The organism is Amorphus sp. MBR-141 (assembly GCF_053628695.1).
Window position 1 is genome coordinate 186,239 of record NZ_JBRJGW010000002.1, and the last position, 23,685, is coordinate 209,923.

Genomic DNA, 23,685 nt, shown 5'->3' on the forward strand with positions numbered 1-23,685 from the left:
CCGTAGCCGATCGTTCTCCAAGTCGGAAGGAACGGGATCCGCCGGTTGCGGCCTCCTCGCCCCGCGCAAGAGGAGCGGCGGCATGGCGCCGCCGCCCGGTCGATCAGATGCCGGACTTCACCGTCGTCCAGCTCCGGGTCAGAAGCCGCTGGTCGCGAGGATTGTAGACCTTCACCGTGTAGAGGCGTTCCAGCACCTCTTTCGGCGGATAGATCTGCGGATCGTCGAGGATCTCCTTCTCCACGAACTGCTGCGACGCCTCGTTGCCGTTGGCGTAGTAGATGTAGTTGGTGGCCTTGGCGATTTCCTCGGGCTTCATCATGAAGTTGATGAAGGCCATGGCGGCTTCCGGGTGCGGCGCATCCTTCGGAATCGCCATCTGATCGAACCACATCAGGGCGCCTTCCTTCGGAATCGAATAGGCGATGGTCACGCCGTTGTTTGCCTCTACGGCGCGGTCGCGGGCCTGGAAGACGTCTCCCGACCAGCCGATGGCCACGCAGATGTCGCCGTTCGCCAGCCCGTTGATGTACTCCGACGAATGGAACTTCTGGACATAGGGCCGCACCTTCTTGAGGAGCTCGACCGCCTTTTCGAAATCGTCGGCGCTGCGCGCATTCGGATCGAGGTTCAGGTAATTGAGCGCCGCCGGAATGATCTCCTCGGGCGCATCCAGCATGGTGATGCCGCAGTCCTTGAGCTTTTCCGCATACTGGGGATCGAACACCAGCGCCCATGAATTGACCGGGGCGTCGTCACCCAGACGTTCCTTCACCTTGTCGACGTTGTAGCCGATGCCGGTGGTCCCCCACATGTAATTGACGGAATACGTGTTGTCCGGGTCGTAGATGGCGGTCCGCTTTTCGATGACCGGCCACATGTTCTTGATGTTCGGCAGCTTCGACTTGTCCAGTTCCTTGAACACGCCCGCCTGGATCTGGCGCGCCAGGAACGAGGCGGTGGGGACGACCACGTCGTAGCCGGTCGATCCGGACAGAAGCTTCGTCTCCAGGATCTCGTTGGAATCGAACACGTCGTAGTTGACGGTGATGCCGGTCTCATTCTTGAAGTCCGCCAGGATCGACTCGTCGATGTAGTCGGACCAGTTGTAGACGTTGACGACTTTGTCCTGAGCCGCCACCGGACCGGCAACGATCATGGCCGCCGCGATCAGACCGCCTGCGAGATGTCCGCGCATTGAAGTCGACCCTCCCCTGTTGACGCCGTATCCACCGAAGATGGTCCCTCGGCTCCTGCCCACTCGCGAGCGTAAGCAAGGTGCCCCTACCGCTCAACCATTTTTCCGCGGTCGCCTGCCCATTGTGAGGGCGTGCGGAAGTCGCCGATCGGGCAGACTGCTTTTCGCGCGGGCACCGGCGCCCGGAAGCCTCACAGATAGGTCGATCGCTCGAGCGGCGAGATCTCGGAGCGGAAGGCCGCGATCTCGGCTTCCTTGATGGCGGCGAACATGGCCCGATACTCCACGCCGAAGGTGCGCCGGATGAAGTCGGAGTTCTTGAAGAGGCGCAGCGCCTCGTCCATCTGGTCCGGCAACTGCGGCGCAGGGGCCTCGTAGGCATTGCGGTCAGTGGGCGGCGGCGGGGTCCGCCCGCTCTCGATCCCGTCCAGCATTCCGGAGAGGATCGCGGCCAGCACCAGATAGGGGTTGGCGTCCGCCCCGGCGATCCGGTGCTCGATGCGCATCGCCGAGCCCTCGCCCGCCGGAATGCGTACCGCGACGGAGCGGTTGTTGTGCCCCCAGGCAACCCGCGTCGGGGCGTAGGAGCCCGGCAGAAGCCGCCGGTAACCGTTCCATGTCGGCACGAAGACCAGCATCGCCGCCGACATTGTGTCGAGCAGACCGGCCACGGCGGCCTCCAGGGTCTTCTGGCCCTTCGCCGGATCGGCGAACACGTTGTTCCCGTCGGCATCCAGCATGCTGACATGCAGGTGCATGCCGTTGCCGGCCCACGGCATGAACGGCTTCGCCATGAACGTCGCCCGCAGAGAGTGGCGCCGGGCCGTTTCCTGAACGAGGCGCTTCAGCAGCAGCGCGTCGTCGGCGGCGGCGAGCCCGTCCGCCCGGTGCTTCAGGTTGATCTCGAACTGGCCGGGCGCGGCCTCCGAGATGATCGTGTCGATGGGCAGGCCCTGCGCCTTTGCGCCCGCCCGGATGTCGGCAAAGAGGCCCGCATAGGCGGACAGGTCCGACAGCGCATACATGTTCTGCCGGTCGGGCCCGTCCCCGAACGACAAGACCGGCCGGAACGCGTCGGCGGCGGTCTCGCCCGCCCCGGCCGTCATCAGATAGAATTCCAGCTCGAAGGCGACGCAGGGCCGCAGCCCGGCCGCATGGGCACGCGCCATGGTGGCCTGCAGCGCATGGCGCGGATCGCCGTGGAAGGGCTGACCGGTCTCCGTCGTCATGGTCAGGATGGCCTGGGCCGTCGGCACGTCCGCCCACGGCACCGGACGGAGCGATCCGGGGACTGCCATGCAGAACCCATCCCGGTCGCCGGTATCGACGTGGAGGCCGGTCTCCATGACCTCGCGGCCCCAGACATCGAGCCCGTACATCGACAGCGGAAACGCCACACCGGAGGTGAACGCCTTCTCGATGCTCCCGGCCGGCGCCCACTTGCCGCGCATCACGGCATTGGTGTCGGTGATCAGAAATTCGACGGCTTCCGTCTCCGGATGCACGGCAAGATAGCGCTCCATCTCGTCGAGAGGAGAGGCGATGGAGTCCACCGGATCTTGAGGGGTCATTGCCTGAGCGCGGTCTTGAGGTCGTCGCCCCGGTGGACCGGATGTCGGACCGGCGGCGATCGGTGTTTCAGCAGCCCGCGGCGATCACTGCAAGAGGTTTCGCGAGGGTGGGACCACTGGATCGCCGCCAACCGCACCGCCGGTCACCGGGCATGACACGCGCCCCAACGCCGAAGATCGCCGCCCCGACAGGTTGTGACCTAGGCAGTGTCCGGTCTGGCCTCTATGATGTTGGGCACTGGTTCTGGGGCCTGCATCCGGCCGCCCCGGCCGGGTTCGTCACCTCACGCGACACACGCGTGGGGAGTCCACGCCGCCATCAATGAGGATGCCGATCGGTGCGAAAGCGCCGCAGGCACACGTGTGAACATGAGCGCCGAAGACCGCCCCGAGACCGAGCAGGCATCCGCCAGAGGGGTCTCCTCCCACGAAGAGGCCGTCCGCTGGCTGAAGGAACGCCGGATCCAGGACGTCGAGTGCATCGTGCCGGATCAGGCCGGCGTGGCCCGAGGCAAGCTCATGCCGATGGAGAAGTTCGCCGCCGGGCCGTCGCTGACGATGCCGACCTCGATCTTCACCCAGACGATCACCGGCGACTACCCGGAAGACGACGATCAGTTCAAGCACGACCCCAGCGATTCCGACCTGATCTTCACGCCCGACTATTCGACGCTGTGCGTCGTGCCCTGGGCGAGCGACCCGGCCGCCCAGCTGATCCACGACGCACGCTACCGCGACGGACGCCCCGTCGAACATGCCCCGCGCCAGGTGCTTCGCCGCATCGTCGATCTCTACCGGCTGCGCGGCCTCAAGCCGGTGGTCGCACCGGAGATCGAGTTCTACCTCGTCAAGCCGAACACCGACCCGGACTATCCGCTCGAGCCGCCGATCGGCCGTTCCGGCCGGCCCGAAATCGGCCGCCAGTCGTTCTCCATCGCCGCGGTGAACGAGTTCGAGGACGTGTTCGACGACATCTACGCCTATGCCGAGGCGCAGGGGCTGGAGATCGACACGCTGATCCATGAGGAAGGCGCGGCGCAGATGGAGATCAATCTTCTCCACGGCGACCCGATCGACCTTGCCGACCAGGTGTTCCTGTTCAAACGCACGATCCGCGAGGCTGCGCTGCGCCACAACATGTATGCGACGTTCATGGCCAAGCCGATGACCAACGAACCGGGCTCGGCCATGCACATCCATCACTCGGTGCTCAACATCGAGACCGGCAAGAACATCTTCTCGACGGCGGACGGCACGCCGAGCCGCGAGTTCTTTTCGTTCATCGCGGGCCAGCAGAAATATCTGCCCAACGTGATGGCGATCCTGGCGCCCTACGTGAACTCCTACCGGCGTCTCGAACGCTGGACCACGGCGCCGATCAACGTCTACTGGGGCTATGACAACCGCACTGTGGGCCTGCGCGTCCCCCACTCGTCGCCGGACGCGCGGCGTGTCGAGAACCGGGTCCCCTCGTCGGATGCGAACCCCTATCTCGCCATCGCGGCGTCACTGGCCTGCGGCTATCTTGGCATCGAAGAGGAGCTCTCGCCGGACGAACCGATCGACGGATCCGCCCGCGAACTGCCGTACGGCCTGCCGCGCGGCCTGCTGGAGGCGGTGGCGCTGTTTGAGGAATCCGAAGAGCTGGTGGAGATTTTCGGCAAGAGCTTCGTGCACACCTACCGCGCCATCAAGCAGGCCGAGTACGAGACCTTCATGCGCGTGATTTCACCCTGGGAACGGGAGTACCTCCTCCTCAATGTCTGACGTGTCCTTGTCCAACGACCCGCAGTCGACGCCCGAACTCCGGCGCCGCGATGCCGCCCATCACATCCACCCGTTTTCGGACACGGGAGCGCTGAACGCCGAGGGCGCGCGCGTGATCGTCGGCGGCGACGGGGTCTGGATCACCGATTCCGACGGCAACCGGCTCCTCGATGGAATGTCGGGGCTCTGGTGCATGCAGATCGGCCATGGCCGGCGCGAGATCGCGGACGCGGTGCACCGGCAGATGTCGGAGCTGAGCTACTACAACACGTTCTTCAAGACGACCCACAAGCCGGCAATCGAGCTTGCCGAGCGGCTGGCGCGGCTGGCGCCGGCCCATCTCAACCACGTCTTCTTCACCGGCTCTGGGTCGGAGGCGAACGACACCGTCATCCGCATGGTCCGCACCTACTGGGACCTGAAGGGCAAGCCCGGCAAGAAGACCATCATCTCGCGCAAGAACGCCTATCACGGCTCGACCGTCGGCGGCGCCAGCCTCGGCGGCATGGGGGCGATGCACGGCCAGGGCGGCATGCCGATCCCTGGCATCGTCCACATCGCCCAGCCCTACTGGTTTGGCGACGGCGGCGAGCAGGATCCGGACGCCTTCGGCCGCTGGGCGGCACAGGAGCTCGCCCGCGAGATCGCCGCCCTGGGCGCCGACACCATCGCGGCGTTCATTGCAGAGCCGATCCAGGGTGCCGGCGGCGTCATCATCCCGCCCGACAGCTACTGGCCCGAGATCAAGAAGGTGCTCGCGGCCAACGACATCCTGTTCGTCGTCGACGAGGTGATCACCGGCTTCGGGCGGCTCGGCCGCTGGTTCGGCTCGGAATACTACGACCTCCAGCCGGACCTGATGCCGATCGCCAAGGGGCTGTCGTCGGGCTACCTGCCGATCGGCGGCGTCCTGGTCTCCGACCGGGTGGCCGACACGTTCATCGCCGAAGGCGGCGAGTTCTATCACGGCTTCACCTACTCCGGGCATCCGGCCTGCTGCGCCGCCGCGCTCGAAAACCTCCGGATCATCGAGGAAGAAGGCGTCGTCGAGCACGCAAACGAAGTCGCGCCCTATCTGCAGGAGCAGTGGACGGCGCTCGGTGATCACCCGCTCGTCGGCGAGGCGCGCATGGCGGGGCTGATGGGCGCCATAGAGCTGGTGCCGGCCAAGCCGAGCCGCAGTGCCCGCTTCGCCCACGAGGGCACCGTGGGCACCCTGTGCCGCGACAATTCGCTGAAGAACGGCCTGGTGATGCGCGCCGTTCGCGATTCCATGATCATCTCGCCGCCGCTCGTGATCACCCGGGACGAGATCGACCAGCTCGCCGCCCGGGCCCGCAAGACCCTCGACGACACTGCGGAGACCCTGAGGCGCGACGGCCGAATGGCGTCATGAGCGCGGCGGGCGCCGCATCGGCGCCGCAGAGCGGCGGCATCCCCGCCGTTCCGCGCACGCTCTACGCCGCCACCGTCCCGCAACGCTTCCACCCGCCGCTTGGCGGCGAGTCCCATGCCGACGTCTGCGTGGTCGGGGGCGGCTTCACCGGCCTGTCCGCAGCCCTGCACCTGGCGGAAGCGGGCCGGTCGGTCATTCTGCTGGAAGCCCAGCGGATCGGCTGGGGCGCGTCGGGCCGCAACGGCGGCCAGGTGCATTCCGGCCAGCGCCGCGACCAGATCTGGCTCGAAAAGACCGTCGGCCGGGACGACGCGGCGAAACTCTGGGAGCTGGCGGAGGCAGCCAAGGACCTGGTGCGCGCACGCATCGCCCGGCACCGGATCCCCTGCGAGTGGACGGATGGCCTGATCAGCGCCTCCCACACCACCGAGACGCTCGACGGCGAACGCCGGATGGTGGACCACATGGCATCCACCTATGGCGTCACCTCCCTCTCGATGCTCGGCCGTGCCGAGATCGAGACGGCGATCGGCACCGGACGGTTCGTCGGCGGCTACCGGGATGCCAGTGCCGGACATCTCAACCCCCTCGCCCTGGCCGTCGGGCTCGCCACGGCAGCGACCGCCGCCGGTGCGCAGATCCACGAAGGGTCCGAGGTGGTCGGCATCGACACCGGCAGCAACGGCCGTCGTCTGGTCCGAACCTGCGGCGGGTCGGTCGAGGCCGACCAGGTGGTGCTGGCCGGCAACGGCTACCTCAAGGACATCGCGCCCGGCGTCGAAGCGCGCGTGCTGCCCATCAACAACTACGTCGTGGCGACGGCGCCACTCGGTGCCGAGCGCCTGATACCGGGACGGGAGTGCGTCGCCGACAGCCGTTTCGTGGTCCGCTACTGGCGCCAGACCGCGGACGGACGGCTGGTGTTCGGCGGCGGCGAAAGCTACACGCGCCGGCTGCGCGACGACGTGGCAGGCCTCGTCCGCCCCTATCTCGCCGAGGTCTATCCGGACCTTGCCGATGTTCCCATCGACTACGCCTGGGGCGGGACCCTCGCCGTCACCCGCCACCGCATGCCGTTCGTCCGTCGGGTCGCGCCCGGGCTCTATGCCGGGTGCGGATATTCCGGACAGGGCGTGGCAACGGCGACGTTTGCGGGCAAGATGCTCGCCGACGCCATCAACGGCGACACCGGCACGCTCGACGTCTTCGCGCGGCTGCCCGTCCCGGCTTTCCCGGGCGGGACGCTTCTGAGAACTCCGCTGCTCGTGCTGGCAATGACGTGGTTCGCGCTGCGCGACCGGATGTAGGTGCGCGCGGCGACCGATCCGGAGGGGGGATTGACGTGTTCCGAGACCAGCCGAAGGCGCTCTACGTACTGGCACTCACCGAGCTGTGGGAGCGGTTCGGCTACTACACGCTGACCACCGTCTTCACGCTCTATCTGATCGACGTCCTGAAGATGCAGGACGCCCAAGCCTACCTGCTGTTCGGCGCGTTCACCGCGTTTGCCTATCTGATGCCGGTGGTGGGCGGCGTCATCGCCGACCGCGTCCTCGGCCACGGCCGCGCCATCGTTCTCGGCGCCGCCATGATGTCGGCCGGCTACCTGATCCTGGCGCTGAGCTCGACGGCCACCATGTACCTCGCGCTCGGCGTCCTCGTCGTCGGCAACGGGCTGTTCAAGGCGAACGTGTCCGCCCTCCTCGGACATTTCTTCGAGGACCAGGACACCCGGCGCGCGTCCGCCTTCACCATCTTCTACATGGGCATCAACATCGGCTCGCTTGCAGCCACCCTGGTCGCCGGCATCCTGGCGGTCCAGTTCGGCTACTGGGTCGCCTTTGCCGCGGCAGGCTGTGGCAAACTCCTGTCACTGCTGACATTTCTCTACGGCCGCCGCTACCTCGAGGAGCATCATCATCCACCGGCCCACGCGGCCGGGGGCCTGCGCGAAAGCGGCCTCGTGGGAGTGGCGCTCGTCGGGCTGGTGCTGATCTCGATCTATCTGATCTCCCGCCCCTCGGAGGCCGGCATCTTCCTGGCGGTGGTGGAGAGCGCGGCGATCGCGATCTATGTCGTGATGGTGTTCCGCGAGCCGGCCGAGCTGCGCAACAAGCTGATCGCCCACCTGGTGCTCGTCCTCTTCGCCGTCGCGTTCTGGGCCGTCTACCAGCAGGACGTCACCTCGGTGATGGTGTTCACCCAGCGCGACCTCGACCTGAACGTGTTCGGCTGGCAGTCGCCGCCGGAGGAGTTCGCCTCGCTCAATCCCTTCTTCATTCTGGCCCTGTCGCCGTTCCTCGCCTTCCTGTGGCCGGCGATCGAGCGGCGTGGCATCCGCTTCGACGACGTGGTGAAGTTCGCGTTCGGCCTCGCCTTCCTGGGCGTCGGTTACTGGGTCCTCACCGCCGGCATCTTCGAAACGCCGGTCGGGGCCAAGACGACGGCGTTCTGGGTTGTCCTGTTCTTCCTGCTGCTGTCGATCGGAGAGCTGCTGCTGTCGCCGGTCGGACTTGCCCTGACGACGGAGCTGGCGCCCCGCCACCTGGCCGGCTTCGCCATGGGCATCTGGCTGATGGCCACGTCCGGAGCGAACTACATCGCCGGCCTCCTGGGAGGTCTTGCCTCGGTACCGGAGGGGACCCCGCCGGCCCAGGAGGCGGCCATCTATTCCCACGCCTTCTTCGTCTATGGCGCGATCTGCGTGGCGGCGGCGGCCCTCCTGCTGCTCATGCTGCCGCTGGTCAGACGGGCGATCGGCTTCACCAAGCCGGCCCGTAACGCGGGCTGACGTGCTCCGGGCGGGTCAGGTGGTGGCCAGCGCCTTCGGCTGGGGCAGCGTGCGGGCGAGCTTGCTGACCGAGGATGCCGCGGCGACGGTCCGCTCGTTCACGAAACTCTCGTGGTTCTTCTCGATGTCGGAGAGCCGGTAGAGATAGTTGACCATCACCCCGTACGCGGATTCCAGCCCCTTGGGCGACAGGTCCGCGGCAAAATTCACCCGTTCGAGACGGGCGCCATTGCCGAGATGGAACCGCGCCACCGGATCGAGCACGCGGTTGCGCGCATCGCGAGCCCGGGTGAGGTACCACGCCGCCAGCGGGGGCAGCACCCTGGCAAGCTCCTCGCAGGCGGCTTCGTCGCGCCACCAGCCCTCGGCGTCCAGCCGGTCCAGTGCGGCCCGCATCTCGGTGGGAATCAGGGGAGACTCGTCGAGGCGGCGCTCGCGATCCAGCCACTGGGCGAAATCGGGTACCGGGGACAGGGTGACGAACGTCTTCAGCTCGCGGAGCTCGCGCTGCAGGTCCTCGACGACCTGCTTGATGAGGAAGTTGCCGAACGAGATCCCCTGCAGGCCCTTCTGGCAGTTCGAGATGGAATAGAAGACGGCCGTGTTGGCACCCTGGGGCGCAATGATCTGGCGATCCATCTCCAGGATCGGCTGGATCGCCGCCGGGATTTCGGTGGTGAGGGCCACCTCGACGAAGATCAGCGGATCGTCGCCCAGCCGCGGGTGGAAGAACGCATAGAGCCGCCGGTCCGGCAGGTCGATCCGGCTGCGCAGATCGTCCCAGCCGTGGATGGCGTGGACCGCCTCGTACTTGATGATCTTTTCCAGAACCGCGGCAGAGGTCTGCCAGTCGATGCGCCGCAGGATCAGAAAGCCGCGATTGAACCAGGACTGGAACAGCGTCTTGAAATCGTCGTCCAGGGTCCAGAAATCCGGATGGTCCTTGAGCCGGGCGAGGAGATCGACCCGCATGGACACGAGATCCGCCGTCCCTCCAGGCGCGAAGTTCAGCCGCCGGAAAAGCTCCAGACGCCTTGGCTCCGCCCGGCGCTGAACGGCCTTGGCATTCTGCTCGCTGGGATCCTCGAGAAACCTGCCGGCGGCTTCGGCCAGGGCCTCCCGATCGGCTCCGTACCTCTCCACCAGCAACCGGAAGAACGACGTCTTTCCGGCGTAGTCGAGCCCCTTGTAGCCGTCGAGCAGGTCGCGGGCCCGCACCACGCCCGAGGCTTCTCCCGGAACCGACAGCAAGAGGTCCGCGAGTTCGCCCAGGGCACGGCCGCTGGTGCGCCGGGGCTGACGGCGCCAGTCGACGAGCGCCCGTCCGCGGTCACTGATGATTTGCAGCAGATCGTTCAAGACGGAAGCCTGGTTCATGGTTTCGGATGATGCGGCAAGTGCGGCGCCGGCTCAACGTTCCGTTGCGAGGCGGCGCCATCTGGTTCGTCGATCAGGGACGCGGACCCGCGCCAGCCCTCACTTCGCACCGCGCATCAGGCGACGGACGCCTCGGACGCGGCGATCGACAGCACGCCGGCCAGCCGGTCGATCATGGTCTGGGTCGGCAGGTTCATCTCGCTGCGCGGCCCGGCCACTTCGGCAACGATGTCGAACGCCCGGCGCCGCTCCGCCGCATCCGGCAGCAGCAGCGGCAGGGCGGATACGGCCCGATCGGGCTCGAAGTCGATGATCACGGTCTGATCGTGGATCATCTGGGCCCGCTCCTCCGCCGACATCGACGCGAACGGTTCGGTCTGCGACAGCAGCGCGTTCGACCGCTCGAGCCGCGAACGGCGCACCGAGCCGCGGGCATGAGCCAGCAGGATCATCATCCGGATGACCGCTTCCGCGAACCCACCGCGATCGATCGTGTCGAGTGCGGTCTGCACCTGCGGGAGATCCCGGAACGAGGCCACCGGTGAGCCGGCCGTCCCGAGCTGCCGTCGCTCGCCGAGCCGGTGCATCCACGGCGCGCCGAAGATGGCGTTGAAGGTCAGCTCGTATGTGGCGTCGCGCATGTCCCGGTAGAGATCCCAGTTGCGCTCGACCATGTCGGCCACGGCGCGCTCGAGCACCTTGAATGGATTGTCGGCGCCGATTGGCCGGCGGTAGCTGCGGGAGAGTTCGGCAAGCGGCTCGGCCGCAGCCATCGCCGGATTGCGGTCCGACAGCAGCCGGCGGCGGCGGCGCAGGGGGTGGGCCCGGAACATTGCGTCCGCGCTGGCGGGCGTCACCATCGCCTTCACGAACGGCCGGGCCGTCATGTCGTAGGCTTCCTCGGCCAGCGTCGACAGACGGGCCACGGTGGCGAATTCCGCCTCGTCCTCACGCCCGTCGTCGTGGGTGGCGATGTCGGCAATGGTGCGGGACTGGAAGTCGACGGTGAACTTCGCGGTCGGCCCATCGCCCTCCTTGTCGACGATCTGCATCTCGTAGAGACCCGGTGCCAGCGACTCGATCATCTCGATGGTCGACGCGATCTGGGCATGCTCGCGGCGCGCCACCTTGCCGGAAACGAAGATGCCGAGATGGCCGACGTCTTCATGGACCATGTAGATGATGCGCTGGCCGCGCACGCGGATCTCCTGCTCGTCGTGGTAGAGATCCGAAATCCAGTTCAGCGCCTGCTCCGGCGGGGTGATGTTGTCGCCACGCGACGCGAAGACGACGATCGGCTGCCGGATGCGCCTGAGATCGACCGTCTCGCCCGGCACGAACGACGCCTCGCCGCGGCCAAGCTTGTTGCCGATGAACAGGTTGTCGAGGATCCAGAGAATCTCGGCCTCGTTCATGAAGAAGAAGCCCGACCACCAGCGCTCGAACTCGAGGAAGCGTTCGCGCTCGGTGTCGACCTGGTCGTAGAGGTCGTAATATTTCCGCCACCAGGTCTTTGCCGGATTGAGCGATTCGAAGTTGAGGACGAGGTTGGCGCCGTCGAACTTACCGTTGCCGAGATCCGACAGGATCAGGGCAGGCAGCGCGCCGCCCTGCAGGCCGCCCATGTAGCGCATCGGGTTCACGCCGTTGCGTCCCGACCAGTAGGACAGCGGCGCACCGTTCATGACCAGCGGCCCGGTGAGGTCGGGGTTCGAGGCGGCGAGCAGCATGCCGGCCCAGCCGCCCTGACAGTTGCCGATGACCACCGGCTTCGGCGCTTCGGGATGCAGGATCGCGATCTGGCGCAGGAACTCCGCCTCGGCGTGGGTCACGTCGCCGAGCGTCTGGCCGGGCTCGGGTTCCGGATGGAAGACCACGAAGTAGACCGGATGGCCGTTCGCAATGGCCACCCCCACCTGGCTGTCCGACTTGAAGCCGCCGATGCCGGCGCCGTGTCCGGCGCGCGGATCGATGATGACGAACGGCCGCTTGGCGGGATCGATCGCCCCGTCTTCGGGTGCCAGGATCTTCAGGAGCGAATAGTTGACGGGGCGCGGCAGCATGCGGCCGTCGACCACCGTCTCGTGCTGGAAATACAGCACCGGCGGCTGGCCCGCCGCTTCGTGCGCCAGGAAGATGTTGCCGCGCTCGCGCAGGGTGTCGAGATAGAGGAACCAGCGCTGGATCGCATCGACCCCGTAGCCGGCGGCATCCTCCGCCGCCGTCGAGGGAATCATCTTCGCACCGACGTCCGCCAGCGCCTGCTGGTTTGCCCTGACCGTGTCGTCCAGACGCGAGGTCAGCGCGCTGCCGTGCAGCGTCAGGAGCCTGGCCATCTGCCCCTGCCAGGCGACGTGGCCTGCGGTGGAGCGCTGGACGGCGTCCAGGCGCGCGTTGACGCCGAACGAATCCTGTTCGCTGTCGAACAGCGCCGCGGGATTGAAAATCCGGTCGAGGGATGTCGGTGACATTGTGCTGCCTCGTGAGTGCGCGATAGGACGGCAACCGAGTGCGATACTCGAGGATCCGACGGCGGCCACGCCGTTGTCCGTATTGCACTGCAATAAACCGAGCCCGTGACGATCCTGTGTCCGGGGATCACCTGTTCGAAGAAGGCCGAGATGATCGCACCTCCTAATGAACGCCGCGTCTCAGTCACCGGATCCACGCGCTTGCATGACGGTTTCGTAAGGCTGGAACAGTTGCGCATCCGGGTCGAACGCGACGGGCATGAACCGATCGAGTTCGAGCGCGAGGTCCACGATCACGGCCACGCCGTGGGCGTGCTGCCGGTGGACGCGGCTCGGCGCACCGCGGTGGTGGTGCGCCAGCTCCGGGTCCCGATCATGATCACGGACGATCCGGATCCGTTTCTGATCGAAGCGTGCGCCGGCATCATCGACCCGGAAGACCCCGACCCGGAAGCCGCCTGCCGCCGCGAGGGCGAGGAGGAGCTCGGCATCCGCGTGGGTGACATGCGGAGCATCGGCCGGGTCTATCTCTGCCCCGGCACGGTCACCGAGGCGATCACCCTCTATCTGGCAAGCTACACCGAGGCCGACCGCGTGTCGGCGGGTGGCGGCATCGACGAGGACGAGGACATCGACGTCATCGAGGTCCCGCTCGCCGAGCTCGACCGTGCCCTCGCCCGCGGTGAGATCCGCGACGCCAAGCTGATGATGCTGCTTCAGGCGCTGAAGCTCTCGCAGCCGGAGCTGTTCGCCGGCTGAGCGGGCGCTCCGCGAAACGGCAGCCTTCCCCCGGGAAAGCCCCGCGGCAGCCGGAAAGGCGCGCGGCACGGCCACGTTTCGCGCGGCCGGATTGGATGCGCGCGGTTGGGCCGGCAACCGGATTCCTTTTCTTTTCCGGCGATTTCATTTGGAATTCCATGTCCCGCAATCGGAGCGCGGGAGGCGTATCTCTGAGGACAGTGTCACCGTGCCCTATCCGATCGATGGGCTGATCCGTCCGGGAGCCGCGCGAACCCATGCTCGCCGCATCCGCATTCACCGCCGACCGCAAGCTCGCGGTCTTTCCGGCCTTTCACCAGGTCGACGGCCGCCGGGTGGTGATCGTCGGCGGTGGTGACGAGGCCGCAGCGAAGGTCCGTCTCCTGTCGGAAACCAGCGCCGCCCTCGTGGTGGTGGCGCCGTCGCTGTCGCCCGCGGCGAGGGCCGCGATTGCGCGCGCCGGCGCCGAATGGGTTGCCCGGGACTTCGACCCGAGCGACGTGGCCGGCGCGGCCCTGGCCTTCGCCGCCTCCGGCGAGGAAGACGACGACCGCGCCGTCGTCAGGGCGGCCCGCGCCGCCGGCGTGCCGGTCAATGCGGTCGACCGCCCCGAGATCTGCGACTTCTATGTCGGCGCGCTGGTCAACCGCGCGCCGGTCGCCGTCGCGATCACCTCCACCGGCACGGGTCCGGTGCTCGCCCGACACATCCGCGCGAAGATCGAAGCCATGCTGCCCCAGGAGACCGGCGCGCTCGCCCGTGTCGCCGAAAGCCTGCGCGGCAAGATCGCCTCGGTCTTTTCCGACGGCGTCGACCGCCGCCGCTACTGGGAGCGCTTCTTCGCCGGCCGCGTGGCCGACACCCTGCGCACCGACGGCGAACAGGCCGCCCGGCGGGTTGCCGATGGGCTGATCGGCCCCGGTCGTTCCGGTGAGGGCTTCGTGACGCTGGTGGGCGCCGGCCCGGGTGCCGAGGACCTGCTCACGCTGCGCGCCCAGCGCGTCCTCCAGGAGGCCGACGTGATCGTCCACGACCAGCTTGTGCCGGATGCCGTGGTGGCCATGGGCCGCCGCGACGCCGAGCGGGTGCCGGTCGGCAAGGCCAAGGGCGCCCATTCGGTTACCCAGGAGCGGATCAACGAGATCCTGGTCGAGCGCGCGGCGCGCGGCGAGCGCGTCGTCCGGCTGAAGAGCGGCGACCCGATGATCTTCGGGCGGGCCGGCGAAGAGATCGCAGCGCTCGAGGCCGCGGGCGTTGCCTACGAGATCGTGCCCGGCATCACCGCGGCGCTTGCCGCGGCGGCGTCGGCGAAGATCCCCCTCACCCTGCGCGGCGTGTCGTCGAGCGTGGTGTTCGCCACCGGCCACGACCAGACCGGCGCCGTGCTTCCGGACTGGGCCAACCTCGCCCTCTCCGGCTCGACCGTCGCCGTCTACATGGGCCGCACCGTCGCCGGCAAGATCGCCACCCGCCTGATGGCCGCCGGCCTCTCGGGTCACACGCCCGTCGCCGTCATCGAGAACGCCGCGCGGGCTGACGAAACGGTGCTGATCGGCTCGCTCGACAGCCTTCCGCGGCTGTCGCGCCGCCCCGACATCGACGGCCCGGTGCTGATCGTCATCGGCGAGGCCGTCGCCCACGCCGGCACGATCCGCGCCGGCCAACTCGACGCCGTTCCCGAACTCACCGCCGCCTGAGGATGACCGCGATGAAGATCGTCACCGCCAACCGCCTCGACGACGGCATCGTCGTCTTCCTCGGCCGCAGCCTGCGCTGGGCGGACCAGATCGACGAGGTGACCGCCTTCGACGACGACGACGCTATCGAGCATGCGCTCACCCTTGCGGCGAAGGCCGTCGAGAACCGCGAGATCGTCGAGCCCTACGCCATCGATGTCCTCTGCGAGAACGGCCGTCTCGTTCCGGTCCGGCTGCGCGAGGCGATCCGCGCCAAGGGGCCCACCGTCCGCCTCGATCTCGGCAAGCAGGCCGAACGCCGCACTCAGATCGACACCGCCGCCTGAAGGTTTCCAGGCGCACAGTCGAGGATTGATTGACATGTACCGCTACGACGAATTCGACCATGCCTTCGTGCGGTCGCGCACCGAGCAGTTCCGCGACCAGGTCCGGCGCCGCCTGTCCGGCGAGCTGACCGAGGACGAGTTCAAGCCGCTCCGGCTGATGAACGGGGTCTACCTGCAGCTGCATGCCTACATGCTGCGAGTGGCGATCCCCTACGGCACGCTGTCGGGCGCCCAGATGCGGATGCTCGCCGCGATCGCCCGCGACTATGACCGCGGCTACGGTCATTTCACCACCCGCCAGAACATCCAGTTCAACTGGCCGAAGCTCGCCGACATTCCGGCGATCCTCGATCGGCTGGCCGAAGTCGAGATGCACGCCATCCAGACGTCGGGGAACTGCATCCGCAACGTGACGGCCGATCATTTCGCAGGTGCGGCCGCCGACGAATATGCCGATCCCCGGCCCTATGCCGAGATCATCCGCCAGTGGTCGTCGCTGCATCCGGAATTCACCTTCCTGCCGCGCAAGTTCAAGGTCGCCGTGTCCGGCGCCGAGCGCGACCGCGCCGCCATCCGCGTCCACGACATCGGCCTGCAGATCAAGCGCGACGACGCCGGCCGGCTCGGCTTCGAGGTCTGGGTCGGCGGCGGCCAGGGCCGCACCCCGATGATCGCCAAGAAGACCCGAGACTTCGTGCCCGAGGAGGACCTCCTCGCCTATCTCGAGGCGGTGCTGCGCACCTACAACCGCTACGGACGCCGCGACAACAAGTACAAGGCGCGCATCAAGATCCTCGTCCATGAGACCGGGATCGAAGAGCTCAGTCGCGACATCGAGGAAGAGTTCGCGGCGATCCAGGGCGGCGCGCTGACGCTGCCGCAGGATGCCGTCGACGCGATCGAGGCCTATTTCGCCCCGCCTACCTTCGACGTGACGGTCGCTGGCGAGGAAGAGCCCGCAACCAGAGATCCGTTGTTCGCCGCGTGGCGCGAGACCAACGTGCATGCCCACAAGCAGGCCGGCTACGCGTCCGTGACCATCTCCCTGAAACCGATCGGCGGCATTCCGGGCGATGCCACGGCCGAGCAGATGGAGGCCGTGGCCGACATCGCCGCGCGCTACTCGTTCGACGAGATCCGCGTCAGCCACGAGCAGAACCTCGTGCTGCCCCACGTGGCGAAGCGGGATCTGCCGGCGGTTCATGCGGCGCTGATCGAGATCGGGCTCGCCGAGGCCAACGCCGGCCTCGTCACCGACATCATCGCCTGCCCGGGACTGGATTACTGCGCGCTCGCCAATGCCCGCTCGATCCCGGTCTCCCAGCGCCTGTCCGAGCGCTTCGGCGATGCCGCCCGGCAGCGCGACATCGGTCCGCTCTCCATCAAGATCTCGGGCTGCATCAACGCCTGCGGCCACCACCACGTCGGCCACATCGGCATTCTCGGCGTCGACCGGAAGGGCGAGGAACTCTACCAGATCACCCTCGGCGGCGCGCCCGGCGAGGACGCGGCGATCGGCGCCATCGTCGGCCGCGGCTTCTCCGAGGACGCCGTGATCGACGCGGTGGAGACCATCGTCGACACCTACCTGGCGCTGCGGACCGGCCCGGCGGAGCCGTTCCTTTCGGCCTATCGACGGCTCGGCGACCAGCCGTTCAAGGAGGCGCTCTATGGCCCCGCCCGACACGCTGCCTGAGCCGGCCGCGAGCGCTGGCACGGTGCACCGCCTGCCCGCCATCGAGCGCGCGGTGCGGCTGCAGCGGTCGCTGGCGACGATATCGTCCGTGCTGGTCGACAAGGTTGCCGGCGAGGCCGCCGTGGTGTCGTCGTTCGGCGCGGAATCGGCGGTGCTTTTGGCGCTCGCCGCCGAAGTCGACCGGTCGGTGCCGGTGGTCTTCCTTGAAACCGGCAAGCACTTCCCCGAGACACTGCGCTACCGCGACCGGCTGATCGAGGTGCTGGGGCTCACCGACGTCCGATCAATCGAGCCGGCGAGGGACGACCTCTCGACCGACGATCCGGACGGCATCCTGTGGGCGAGCGACCCGGACCGCTGCTGCGAGATCCGCAAGGTGCGGCCGCTGGAGCGCGCGCTGGCCCCGTTCGATGCCTGGCTCACCGGCCGCAAGCGCTTCCAGGCGGCGACCCGCCAGGAGCTTGCACCCGTCGAGTGGGACGGCGTGCACGTGAAGATCAACCCGCTCGCCGAGTGGGACCGCGACGACCTCGCCGCCTATGTGGCGGCGCGCGGCCTGCCCGCCCACTCGCTGGTGGCCCAGGGCTTCCCCTCGATCGGCTGCATGCCGTGCACGGAGCGGGTGGCCGAGGGCGAGGACGCCCGCTCGGGCCGCTGGCGCGGCCAGGGCAAGACCGAATGCGGCATCCACCTGCGGCCGAGCCGCGCGGCGTGACGCCGAACCTTGGGAACGAACCGATGGCCGACATCTTCCGAAACGGCGCCTTCGTTGACGACGCCTGGACACGCCTCGACGACGACGCCCCGGTGCCAGACGAGGGCTTCGTGCTGGTGCCGGCCGCGCGCTGGCTGGCCGATCGCGACATCCTGATCGCCCGCAACCATCCGCTCGGCATCGTCATCGGCGTGGCCGACCGGATCGAGGACCTCTCCGCCGACCTCGACCGTTTCCAGGTCGTCGCCATCGACTTCCCCGCCTACACCGACGGGCGCGGCTACTCGGCCGCCCGCCTTGCCCGCGACCGCTACGGCTATCGCGGCGAGCTGCGGGCGGTCGGCAACGTGCTCGCCGACCAGATCTCGCTGATGGCCCGCTGCGGCTTCGACACCTTTGCCGTCACCAAGCCGGCGGCGCGCCAGGTGCTGGAGGACGGCGGGGTGCCGGACGTGCCGGTCTACTACCAGCCGGCGACCCGCGCCGAAGCGCCCGTCCCCCGCCATCGCCCCTGGCTGCGCCGCTCGCCGCCGGGTGTGGGCTGAGCCAGCAATCCCGCCTTCGTCGGCGGCAGGAAGCGGGCAAGTCCCCCGATCCTCCACTCATCCGGCGAGAGCGAGGATGAGCGGAGGATGGGGCTGACCGCGGTTTGCAACAGCACCAAGCTCGTCAGAAAGCACCAGCCAGCGCGCGACCGCGCGCCGGCGCTTATGCGCCGTCCCCGCGGAGACGTCGCGCGAAGCGCGACTGTCGTGAGCGCAAAAACTAGTTCGGCGTGATCGCCACCTTCAGCACGCCGTCGCGCTGGTGGGAGAACAGATCGTAGGCCGCGACGATGTCGTCGAGCTTGTAGCGATGGGTCACCAGCGGCTTCAGGTCGACGCGGCCCGAGCCCACCACCGCCAACAGGCGCCGCATCCGCTCCTTGCCGCCCGGGCAGAGCGAGGTGACGATCTTGTTGTCGCCGAGGCCGGCATGGAAGGCGTCGAGCGGAATGGTGAGGTCGCTCGAATAGACGCCGAGGCTCGAGAGCGTCCCGCCTGGCTTCAGCACGCGCAGGCAGTTCTCGAACGTCGCCTGGGTCCCGAGCGCCTCGATCGCCACGTCAACGCCGCGGCCGTCGGTGATCCGCATGATCTCCGCCACGGGATCGGTGGCGCGGAAATCGATCGTGTGATCGGCGCCCATCAGGCGGGCGATGTCGAGCCGCTCCGGCACGCTGTCGACCGCGATGATCGTCGTCGCGCCGCACAGCTTGGCACCCGCCGTGGCGCACAGGCCGATCGGCCCCTGGGCGAACACGACCACCGTGTCGCCGATCTTGATCTTGCCGGACTCGGCCCCCGCGAACCCCGTCGACATGATGTCCGGGCACATCAGCACCTGCTCGTCGGTCAGCCCGTCCGGCACCGGCGACAGGTTCGCCATCGCATCCGGCACCAGCACGTACTCGGCCTGGGTGCCGTCGATGGTGTTGCCGAAGCGCCAGCCGCCGAGCGGCTTGAGCCCGTGCTTGTGGTGCTGCCCGTCCTGGGAGCACAGGCCGTCGAGGCAGGCGTTGGAATAGCCCGATGGGCAGATCGCCCCGGCGATCACCCGCTGGCCTTCGGTGTAGCCAAGCACGCTGGAGCCGAGCTTCTCGATGACGCCCACCGGCTCGTGGCCGATGGTGAGGCCCTTCGCGACGGGGTACTCGCCCTTCAGGATGTGCACGTCGGTGCCGCAGATCGTCGTCGTCGTGATGCGGATCAGGGCGTCGTTCGGTCCGATGTCCGGAATCGGCTTGTCGTCGAGCTCGATACGGCCCGGCTCCACGAACACGGCAGCTTTCATCATCGTCGCCATGGCTATCCCCTTGCGGCAGGATTGGTCGTCGTTGACCCCAGCCTGTACCCCATGGCGACGCCCGTTCATTGATCCAGGATAAAGTGGGCGAGGCCGGTGCGGCCGAGGACGCGCCTGCGCCTTGTTCCGCACCGGCCTTTCGTCTACTCACCGGGCGGTGATCGGTGCCGCGTCCGCGCGGCGGCGGCCAATCCCATCAAGCCAACGTTAAAGCCCCACGTCGATGAGCCGAGAGACCAAAGAGAACTTGCCGAAAGCGCGGCTGCCGCGCGGATTCGCCGATCGCACCCCGGCCGAGATCAAGGCCGCCGACCGGATCATGGGCGTCATCCGCGATGTCTACGAGCGCTACGGCTTCGAGCCCGTCGAGACGCCGTTCATCGAGTATGCCGATGCGCTGGGCAAGTTCCTGCCCGACCAGGACCGGCCGAACGAGGGCGTGTTCGCCTTCCAGGACGACGACGAGGAGTGGCTGTCGCTCCGCTACGACCTGACCGCGCCGCTTGCCCGCCACGTGGCGGAGAACTACGAGCGGATCGTGAAGCCCTACCGCAGCTACCGCGCCGGCTGGGTGTTCCGTAACGAGAAGCCCGGCCCCGGCCGGTTCCGCCAGTTCATGCAGTTCGATGCCGACACCGTCGGCGCGCCGTCGGTCGCCGCCGACGCGGAGATCTGCATGATGGCTGCCGACACCATGGAGGCCATCGGCATCCCGCGCGGCGACTACGTCATCCGGGTGAACAACCGCAAGGTGCTCGACGGCGTGATGGAGGCGGCCGGCATCGGCGGAGCGGAGCAGGCCGGAACACGCCTGAGCGTGCTGCGCGCCATCGACAAACTCGACAAATTCCCCCTCGAAGAAGTCCGCCTTCTTCTCGGCAAGGGCCGGATGGACGAGAGCGGCGACTTCACCAAGGGCGCTGGTCTCGACGAGCCGACCATCGACAAGTTCATGGCCTTCATCGAGGCCGCGACCGGAGACCTCGGCGCGACGTTCTTCGACGACCTGGAAAAGACGACGCTCGGCGAGAGCGAAACCGGCAAGGCGGGTCTCAGGGAGCTTGCCGAGATCCAGGCGCTTGTTTCCGCTTCCGGCTACGGCCCCGACCGCATCAAGATCGACCCGTCCGTCGTCCGCGGCCTGGAATACTACACCGGCCCCGTCTTCGAGGCGGAGCTGACCTTCGAGATCACCGACGACGACGGCCGCCCGATGCGCTTCGGTTCGGTCGGCGGCGGCGGCCGCTATGACGGCCTCGTCGGCCGCTTCCGCGGCGAGGACATGCCGGCCACCGGCTTCTCCGTCGGCGTCTCCCGGCTGGTCTCGGCGCTCGCCGCGCGCGAAGGCGCGACCGCCAAACCGCTCGGCCCGGTGGTGGTGCTCGCCATGGACCGCGACCCGTCGGCGATGGCCGCCTACCAGCGCTTCGCCAAGGAGCTGCGCGACGGCCTCAAGGCGGCCGGCATCAAGCTCGGCGCCGAGGTCTACCTCGGCGGCTCGGGCATGAAGGCCCAGATGAAATACGCCGACCGCCGCAACGCGCCCTGCGTCGTCATCCAGGGGTCATCGGAACGTGAGACCGGCACGGTCCAGATCAAGGACCTGATCGAGGGCAAGCGGATCTCCGAAGGTGTGACCGACAACAAGACGTGGCGCGAGGAGCGCTTCGCCCAGACGAGCGTCGCCGAAACCGAACTGGTCGCGACCGTCGTCGAGGTGGTGTCGCGCTACGTTGAAGCGCCGGAGGACTGAGGCCCGCCATGGCTCCCGACCGTCTGCGCGCCCTGCGCGCCCTCATCGCCGATGCGGCGGACGAGATGATCGACCCGCCGATCCTGCAGCCGGCGGACGTGTTTCTCGACCTCGCCGGCGAGGACATCCGCCGTCGCCTGTTCGTCACCGCCGCGACCACCGGCGGCGAGCTCTGCCTGCGTCCGGACTTCACCATCCCCGTCTGCCTGGCCCACCGTGCCCAGGGCGCCGGATCCGGTCCCGTCACCTACGGCTACGTCGGCCCGGTGTTCCGCCAGCGCCGCTCCGGCGCCGCGGAGTTCCTGCAGGCCGGCGTCGAGTGGATCGGCCACGCCGATGTGGAGGCGACCGACGCCCACGCGCTGGCGCTGGCGCTGCGCGCCGCGTCGACGCTTGGTCTGGCCAATCCGCGCATCCGGGTCGGCGACGCCACCCTGTTCGGCTGTCTCGTGGAGGCGCTGCCGCTGTCGCCCGCATGGCGCCGGCGCCTGATCGCGTGGTTCGGTGAACCCGAGCGGCTCGGCGGGGCGATCGCCAAGCTCGCCGGCGGCCAGCCGCTGAGCATCGGCAAGGGTCCGGCCGGGCTGTCGCGCGCGCTGGCCGGTGTCGATCCGGAGGAAGCTCACAACATCGTCTCCGACATGCTCGGCGTCGCCGGCCTGACGCTCGTCGGCGGCCGCACGTCGGACGAGATTGCCGACCGGCTCCGCGACACCGCCACGCTCCAGGCCGGCGACGGCCAGGCCCAGGGCGCCGCCCGTGTGCTCGAGCGCTATCTGACGATCAACGCCCCGCTCTCCGAGGCGGCGGCCGCAGTGGCCGCGTTCGCCGAGGCCGAAGGCATCGACCTCGCCGACGCGCTGGCCCGCTTCGAGCGCCGGGTGCGCCTGTTCGAGGAGGCGGGCGTACCGCTGGCGGACACCACGTTCGCCGCCGATTTCGGCCGGCGGCTCGACTATTACACCGGCCTCGTCTTCGAGCTCTACGACCCCGCCCAGCCCGAAGGCGCACAGACCATCGGCGGCGGCCGCTACGACCGGCTGCTGTCGCTGCTCGGCGCGCCCGCGCCGGTCCCGGCCGTCGGCTTCTCGGTCTGGCTCGACAGGTTCGGCATCGAGACCGGCATCGGAGGCGACTGGTCATGAGCGACCTCATCATCGGCATCCCCTCCAAAGGTCGTCTCGAGGAAAACGTCAGCCAGTTCTTCGACCGCGCCGGCCTGCCCATCCGCCGGGCGGGCGGATCGCGGCGCTACCGTGCCGGGGTCTCCGGCATCGACGGCGTCGAGATCGCCTTCCTGTCGGCGTCCGAGATCGCCCGGGAGATCATCGCCGGCAGCGTCCACTTCGGCGTCACCGGCCTCGACCTCGTCCAGGAAACCCTTTCCGATCCGGCCGAGCGCGCCGAGGCGCTCCATCTGGTGACGCCGCTGGGCTTCGGTCACGCCGACGTGGTCGTCGCGGTGCCGTCGGTCTGGATCGACGTGGAGACGATCGACGACCTTGCCGAGGTCGCCGAGGACTTCCGCGCGCGGCGCGGCCGCCGGATGCGGGTAGCCACCAAGTACGTGAACCTGGCGCGGCGTCATTTCGCCGATGCGGGCATCGTCGACTATCGGATCGTGGAGAGCCTGGGAGCCACCGAAGGTGCGCCGGCGGCGGGTTCGGCGGAGATCATCGTCGACATCACCACCACCGGCTCGACTTTGGCCGCCAACGCGCTGAAGGTGCTCGACGGCGGGCTGATCCTGGCCTCAGAGGCGCACCTCGTGGCGGCCCGCGGCGCGGCCTGGACGCCGGCGGCGCGCGCCGCTGCCGCGACGGTGCTCGACCGCATCGGAGCCGAGCTGCGGGCCCGGGAGATCCGCGAGATCCGGGCCGTCGTCGCCAATCCCGAACGGCTGTCCTCCGAAGCCGCCAACCTGTTCGGAACCGTCGCCCCGTTCGGGGCACAGGCCAAGCCGCTGACGCTTCACTGCCCGGCCAAGGAGGCCTATCGCTGCGCGCAGTGGCTGAAGACGCAGAGCGCCGAAACCGTCACGATCGCCCGGCTGGACGACGTTTTCGAGCCTGCGAACCCCCTGCTCGAGGCGTTCGAGGCTGCGATGGCCGACCGCTTCGCAATCTAGCGACTTGGATCCCCCAGAGTGGGAGCCGGGCCCGGGCCGTTGCCGGACCAGGAAGCTGGGCCTCCAAACGGCAAGAGGCCACCTGCCGGGGGGGAAGCAGGCGGCCTCGACCACGATGGGCGACCGGCGGGTACGCATGAAAACAATGGCCGGCCACGGACCACGGCTGATGGCTTCTACGCCGAAGCGGCGCTC

General features: G+C 68.3%; 18 protein-coding genes. 13 read left to right on the plus strand and 5 right to left on the minus strand.

Going from position 1 to position 23,685, the window contains the following annotated elements:
- Window positions 1–103 precede the first annotated feature (103 nt).
- Window positions 104–1,198 carry a polyamine ABC transporter substrate-binding protein gene (locus ACSSVZ_RS03410; RefSeq protein ID WP_453968309.1) on the minus strand — a complete coding sequence of 365 codons (1,095 nt, stop codon included), beginning with the start codon at window positions 1,196–1,198 and terminating at the stop codon, window positions 104–106.
- Between the two features lie 191 nt (window positions 1,199–1,389).
- Window positions 1,390–2,769 carry a glutamine synthetase family protein gene (locus ACSSVZ_RS03415; protein ID WP_453968310.1) on the minus strand — a complete coding sequence of 460 codons (1,380 nt, stop codon included), beginning with the start codon at window positions 2,767–2,769 and terminating at the stop codon, window positions 1,390–1,392.
- Between the two features lie 369 nt (window positions 2,770–3,138).
- Here ACSSVZ_RS03415 and ACSSVZ_RS03420 point away from each other — a divergent pair, with 369 nt between their 5' ends.
- The 4 genes from ACSSVZ_RS03420 to ACSSVZ_RS03435 are packed head-to-tail and all read left to right on the plus strand — an operon-like array spanning window position 3,139 to window position 8,723.
- Window positions 3,139–4,536 carry a glutamine synthetase family protein gene (locus ACSSVZ_RS03420; RefSeq protein ID WP_453968311.1) on the plus strand — a complete coding sequence of 466 codons (1,398 nt, stop codon included), beginning with the start codon at window positions 3,139–3,141 and terminating at the stop codon, window positions 4,534–4,536.
- Window positions 4,529–5,932 carry an aspartate aminotransferase family protein gene (locus ACSSVZ_RS03425; RefSeq protein ID WP_453968313.1) on the plus strand — a complete coding sequence of 468 codons (1,404 nt, stop codon included), beginning with the start codon at window positions 4,529–4,531 and terminating at the stop codon, window positions 5,930–5,932. The genes ACSSVZ_RS03420 and ACSSVZ_RS03425 overlap by 8 nt, the downstream gene beginning before the upstream one ends.
- Window positions 5,929–7,239: an NAD(P)/FAD-dependent oxidoreductase gene (locus ACSSVZ_RS03430; RefSeq protein ID WP_453968314.1), complete on the plus strand. Its 1,311-nt coding sequence runs from the start codon at window positions 5,929–5,931 to the stop codon at window positions 7,237–7,239. Before ACSSVZ_RS03425 ends, ACSSVZ_RS03430 begins: the two co-directional genes overlap by 4 nt.
- A gap of 35 nt (window positions 7,240–7,274) precedes the next feature.
- Window positions 7,275–8,723 (plus strand): peptide MFS transporter, encoded by a 1,449-nt coding sequence (locus ACSSVZ_RS03435; protein ID WP_453968315.1) that lies wholly within the window; start codon window positions 7,275–7,277, stop codon window positions 8,721–8,723.
- Window positions 8,724–8,738: 15 nt separating this feature from the next.
- On the opposite strand, the gene ACSSVZ_RS03440 is transcribed toward ACSSVZ_RS03435, so the two are convergent.
- Both ACSSVZ_RS03440 and ACSSVZ_RS03445 read right to left on the minus strand, forming a co-directional pair.
- On the minus strand, window positions 8,739–10,100 hold the full coding sequence (locus ACSSVZ_RS03440; RefSeq protein ID WP_453968316.1) for a malonyl-CoA decarboxylase: 1,362 nt from the start codon (window positions 10,098–10,100) through the stop codon (window positions 8,739–8,741).
- A 116-nt stretch (window positions 10,101–10,216) separates the two neighbouring features.
- Window positions 10,217–12,571, minus strand: a complete 2,355-nt coding sequence (locus ACSSVZ_RS03445; protein ID WP_453968317.1) for a DUF3141 domain-containing protein — start codon at window positions 12,569–12,571, stop codon at window positions 10,217–10,219.
- Window positions 12,572–12,772: 201 nt separating this feature from the next.
- Between ACSSVZ_RS03445 and ACSSVZ_RS03450 the strand changes: the two genes are divergently transcribed.
- The 6 genes from ACSSVZ_RS03450 (at window position 12,773) to ACSSVZ_RS03475 (ending at window position 18,309) form a co-directional block, all read left to right on the plus strand.
- Window positions 12,773–13,330 carry an NUDIX domain-containing protein gene (locus ACSSVZ_RS03450; RefSeq protein WP_453968318.1) on the plus strand — a complete coding sequence of 186 codons (558 nt, stop codon included), beginning with the start codon at window positions 12,773–12,775 and terminating at the stop codon, window positions 13,328–13,330.
- 257 nt (window positions 13,331–13,587) lie between these two features.
- Window positions 13,588–15,027, plus strand: a complete 1,440-nt coding sequence (cysG, locus tag ACSSVZ_RS03455) for a siroheme synthase CysG (RefSeq protein WP_453968319.1) — start codon at window positions 13,588–13,590, stop codon at window positions 15,025–15,027.
- A gap of 11 nt (window positions 15,028–15,038) precedes the next feature.
- Complete coding sequence (locus ACSSVZ_RS03460; RefSeq protein ID WP_453968320.1) at window positions 15,039–15,353, plus strand: DUF2849 domain-containing protein; 315 nt, start codon at window positions 15,039–15,041, stop codon at window positions 15,351–15,353.
- Window positions 15,354–15,387: 34 nt separating this feature from the next.
- The gene (locus ACSSVZ_RS03465; RefSeq protein WP_453968321.1) at window positions 15,388–17,049 is read left to right on the plus strand and encodes a nitrite/sulfite reductase; all 1,662 of its coding nucleotides are present in this window, start codon (window positions 15,388–15,390) and stop codon (window positions 17,047–17,049) included.
- The gene (locus tag ACSSVZ_RS03470; RefSeq protein WP_453968323.1) at window positions 17,024–17,764 is read left to right on the plus strand and encodes a phosphoadenylyl-sulfate reductase; all 741 of its coding nucleotides are present in this window, start codon (window positions 17,024–17,026) and stop codon (window positions 17,762–17,764) included. The genes ACSSVZ_RS03465 and ACSSVZ_RS03470 overlap by 26 nt, the downstream gene beginning before the upstream one ends.
- Window positions 17,765–17,787: 23 nt before the next feature.
- A complete protein-coding gene (locus ACSSVZ_RS03475) occupies window positions 17,788–18,309 on the plus strand; it encodes a DUF934 domain-containing protein (protein WP_453968324.1) in 522 nt (173 codons plus the stop codon).
- A 220-nt stretch (window positions 18,310–18,529) separates the two neighbouring features.
- Here the strand turns inward: ACSSVZ_RS03475 and ACSSVZ_RS03480 are convergent, their stop codons facing one another.
- Complete coding sequence (locus ACSSVZ_RS03480) at window positions 18,530–19,609, minus strand: NAD(P)-dependent alcohol dehydrogenase (protein WP_453968325.1); 1,080 nt, start codon at window positions 19,607–19,609, stop codon at window positions 18,530–18,532.
- A 223-nt stretch (window positions 19,610–19,832) separates the two neighbouring features.
- Here ACSSVZ_RS03480 and hisS point away from each other — a divergent pair, with 223 nt between their 5' ends.
- From hisS to hisG, 3 genes are read left to right on the plus strand one after another with little or no spacing between them, the layout of a single operon-like run.
- Window positions 19,833–21,362 (plus strand): histidine--tRNA ligase, encoded by a 1,530-nt coding sequence (gene hisS / locus ACSSVZ_RS03485; RefSeq protein WP_453968326.1) that lies wholly within the window; start codon window positions 19,833–19,835, stop codon window positions 21,360–21,362.
- Window positions 21,363–21,370: 8 nt separating this feature from the next.
- Entirely contained in the window at window positions 21,371–22,507 is a 1,137-nt protein-coding gene (locus ACSSVZ_RS03490) for an ATP phosphoribosyltransferase regulatory subunit (RefSeq protein WP_453968327.1), read from the plus strand.
- The gene (hisG, locus tag ACSSVZ_RS03495) at window positions 22,504–23,490 is read left to right on the plus strand and encodes an ATP phosphoribosyltransferase (RefSeq protein ID WP_453968328.1); all 987 of its coding nucleotides are present in this window, start codon (window positions 22,504–22,506) and stop codon (window positions 23,488–23,490) included. Before ACSSVZ_RS03490 ends, hisG begins: the two co-directional genes overlap by 4 nt.
- Window positions 23,491–23,685 lie beyond the last annotated feature (195 nt).

What these genes read in the sequence shown, in the direction of transcription:
- ACSSVZ_RS03460 (WP_453968320.1), top strand. Translation starts at nt 15,039, where the DNA reads ATGAAGATCGTCACCGCCAACCGCCTCGACGACGGCATCGTCGTCTTC.
- ACSSVZ_RS03475 (WP_453968324.1), top strand. Translation starts at nt 17,788, where the DNA reads ATGGCCGACATCTTCCGAAACGGCGCCTTCGTTGACGACGCCTGGACA.
- ACSSVZ_RS03445 (WP_453968317.1), bottom strand. Translation starts at nt 12,571, where the DNA reads ATGTCACCGACATCCCTCGACCGGATTTTCAATCCCGCGGCGCTGTTC.
- ACSSVZ_RS03440 (WP_453968316.1), bottom strand. Translation starts at nt 10,100, where the DNA reads ATGAACCAGGCTTCCGTCTTGAACGATCTGCTGCAAATCATCAGTGAC.
- ACSSVZ_RS03490 (WP_453968327.1), top strand. Translation starts at nt 21,371, where the DNA reads ATGGCTCCCGACCGTCTGCGCGCCCTGCGCGCCCTCATCGCCGATGCG.
- ACSSVZ_RS03470 (WP_453968323.1), top strand. Translation starts at nt 17,024, where the DNA reads ATGGCCCCGCCCGACACGCTGCCTGAGCCGGCCGCGAGCGCTGGCACG.
- ACSSVZ_RS03415 (WP_453968310.1), bottom strand. Translation starts at nt 2,769, where the DNA reads ATGACCCCTCAAGATCCGGTGGACTCCATCGCCTCTCCTCTCGACGAG.
- ACSSVZ_RS03420 (WP_453968311.1), top strand. Translation starts at nt 3,139, where the DNA reads ATGAGCGCCGAAGACCGCCCCGAGACCGAGCAGGCATCCGCCAGAGGG.
- cysG (WP_453968319.1), top strand. Translation starts at nt 13,588, where the DNA reads ATGCTCGCCGCATCCGCATTCACCGCCGACCGCAAGCTCGCGGTCTTT.
- ACSSVZ_RS03465 (WP_453968321.1), top strand. Translation starts at nt 15,388, where the DNA reads ATGTACCGCTACGACGAATTCGACCATGCCTTCGTGCGGTCGCGCACC.
- ACSSVZ_RS03410 (WP_453968309.1), bottom strand. Translation starts at nt 1,198, where the DNA reads ATGCGCGGACATCTCGCAGGCGGTCTGATCGCGGCGGCCATGATCGTT.
- ACSSVZ_RS03480 (WP_453968325.1), bottom strand. Translation starts at nt 19,609, where the DNA reads ATGGCGACGATGATGAAAGCTGCCGTGTTCGTGGAGCCGGGCCGTATC.
- ACSSVZ_RS03425 (WP_453968313.1), top strand. Translation starts at nt 4,529, where the DNA reads ATGTCTGACGTGTCCTTGTCCAACGACCCGCAGTCGACGCCCGAACTC.
- ACSSVZ_RS03430 (WP_453968314.1), top strand. Translation starts at nt 5,929, where the DNA reads ATGAGCGCGGCGGGCGCCGCATCGGCGCCGCAGAGCGGCGGCATCCCC.
- hisS (WP_453968326.1), top strand. Translation starts at nt 19,833, where the DNA reads ATGAGCCGAGAGACCAAAGAGAACTTGCCGAAAGCGCGGCTGCCGCGC.
- hisG (WP_453968328.1), top strand. Translation starts at nt 22,504, where the DNA reads ATGAGCGACCTCATCATCGGCATCCCCTCCAAAGGTCGTCTCGAGGAA.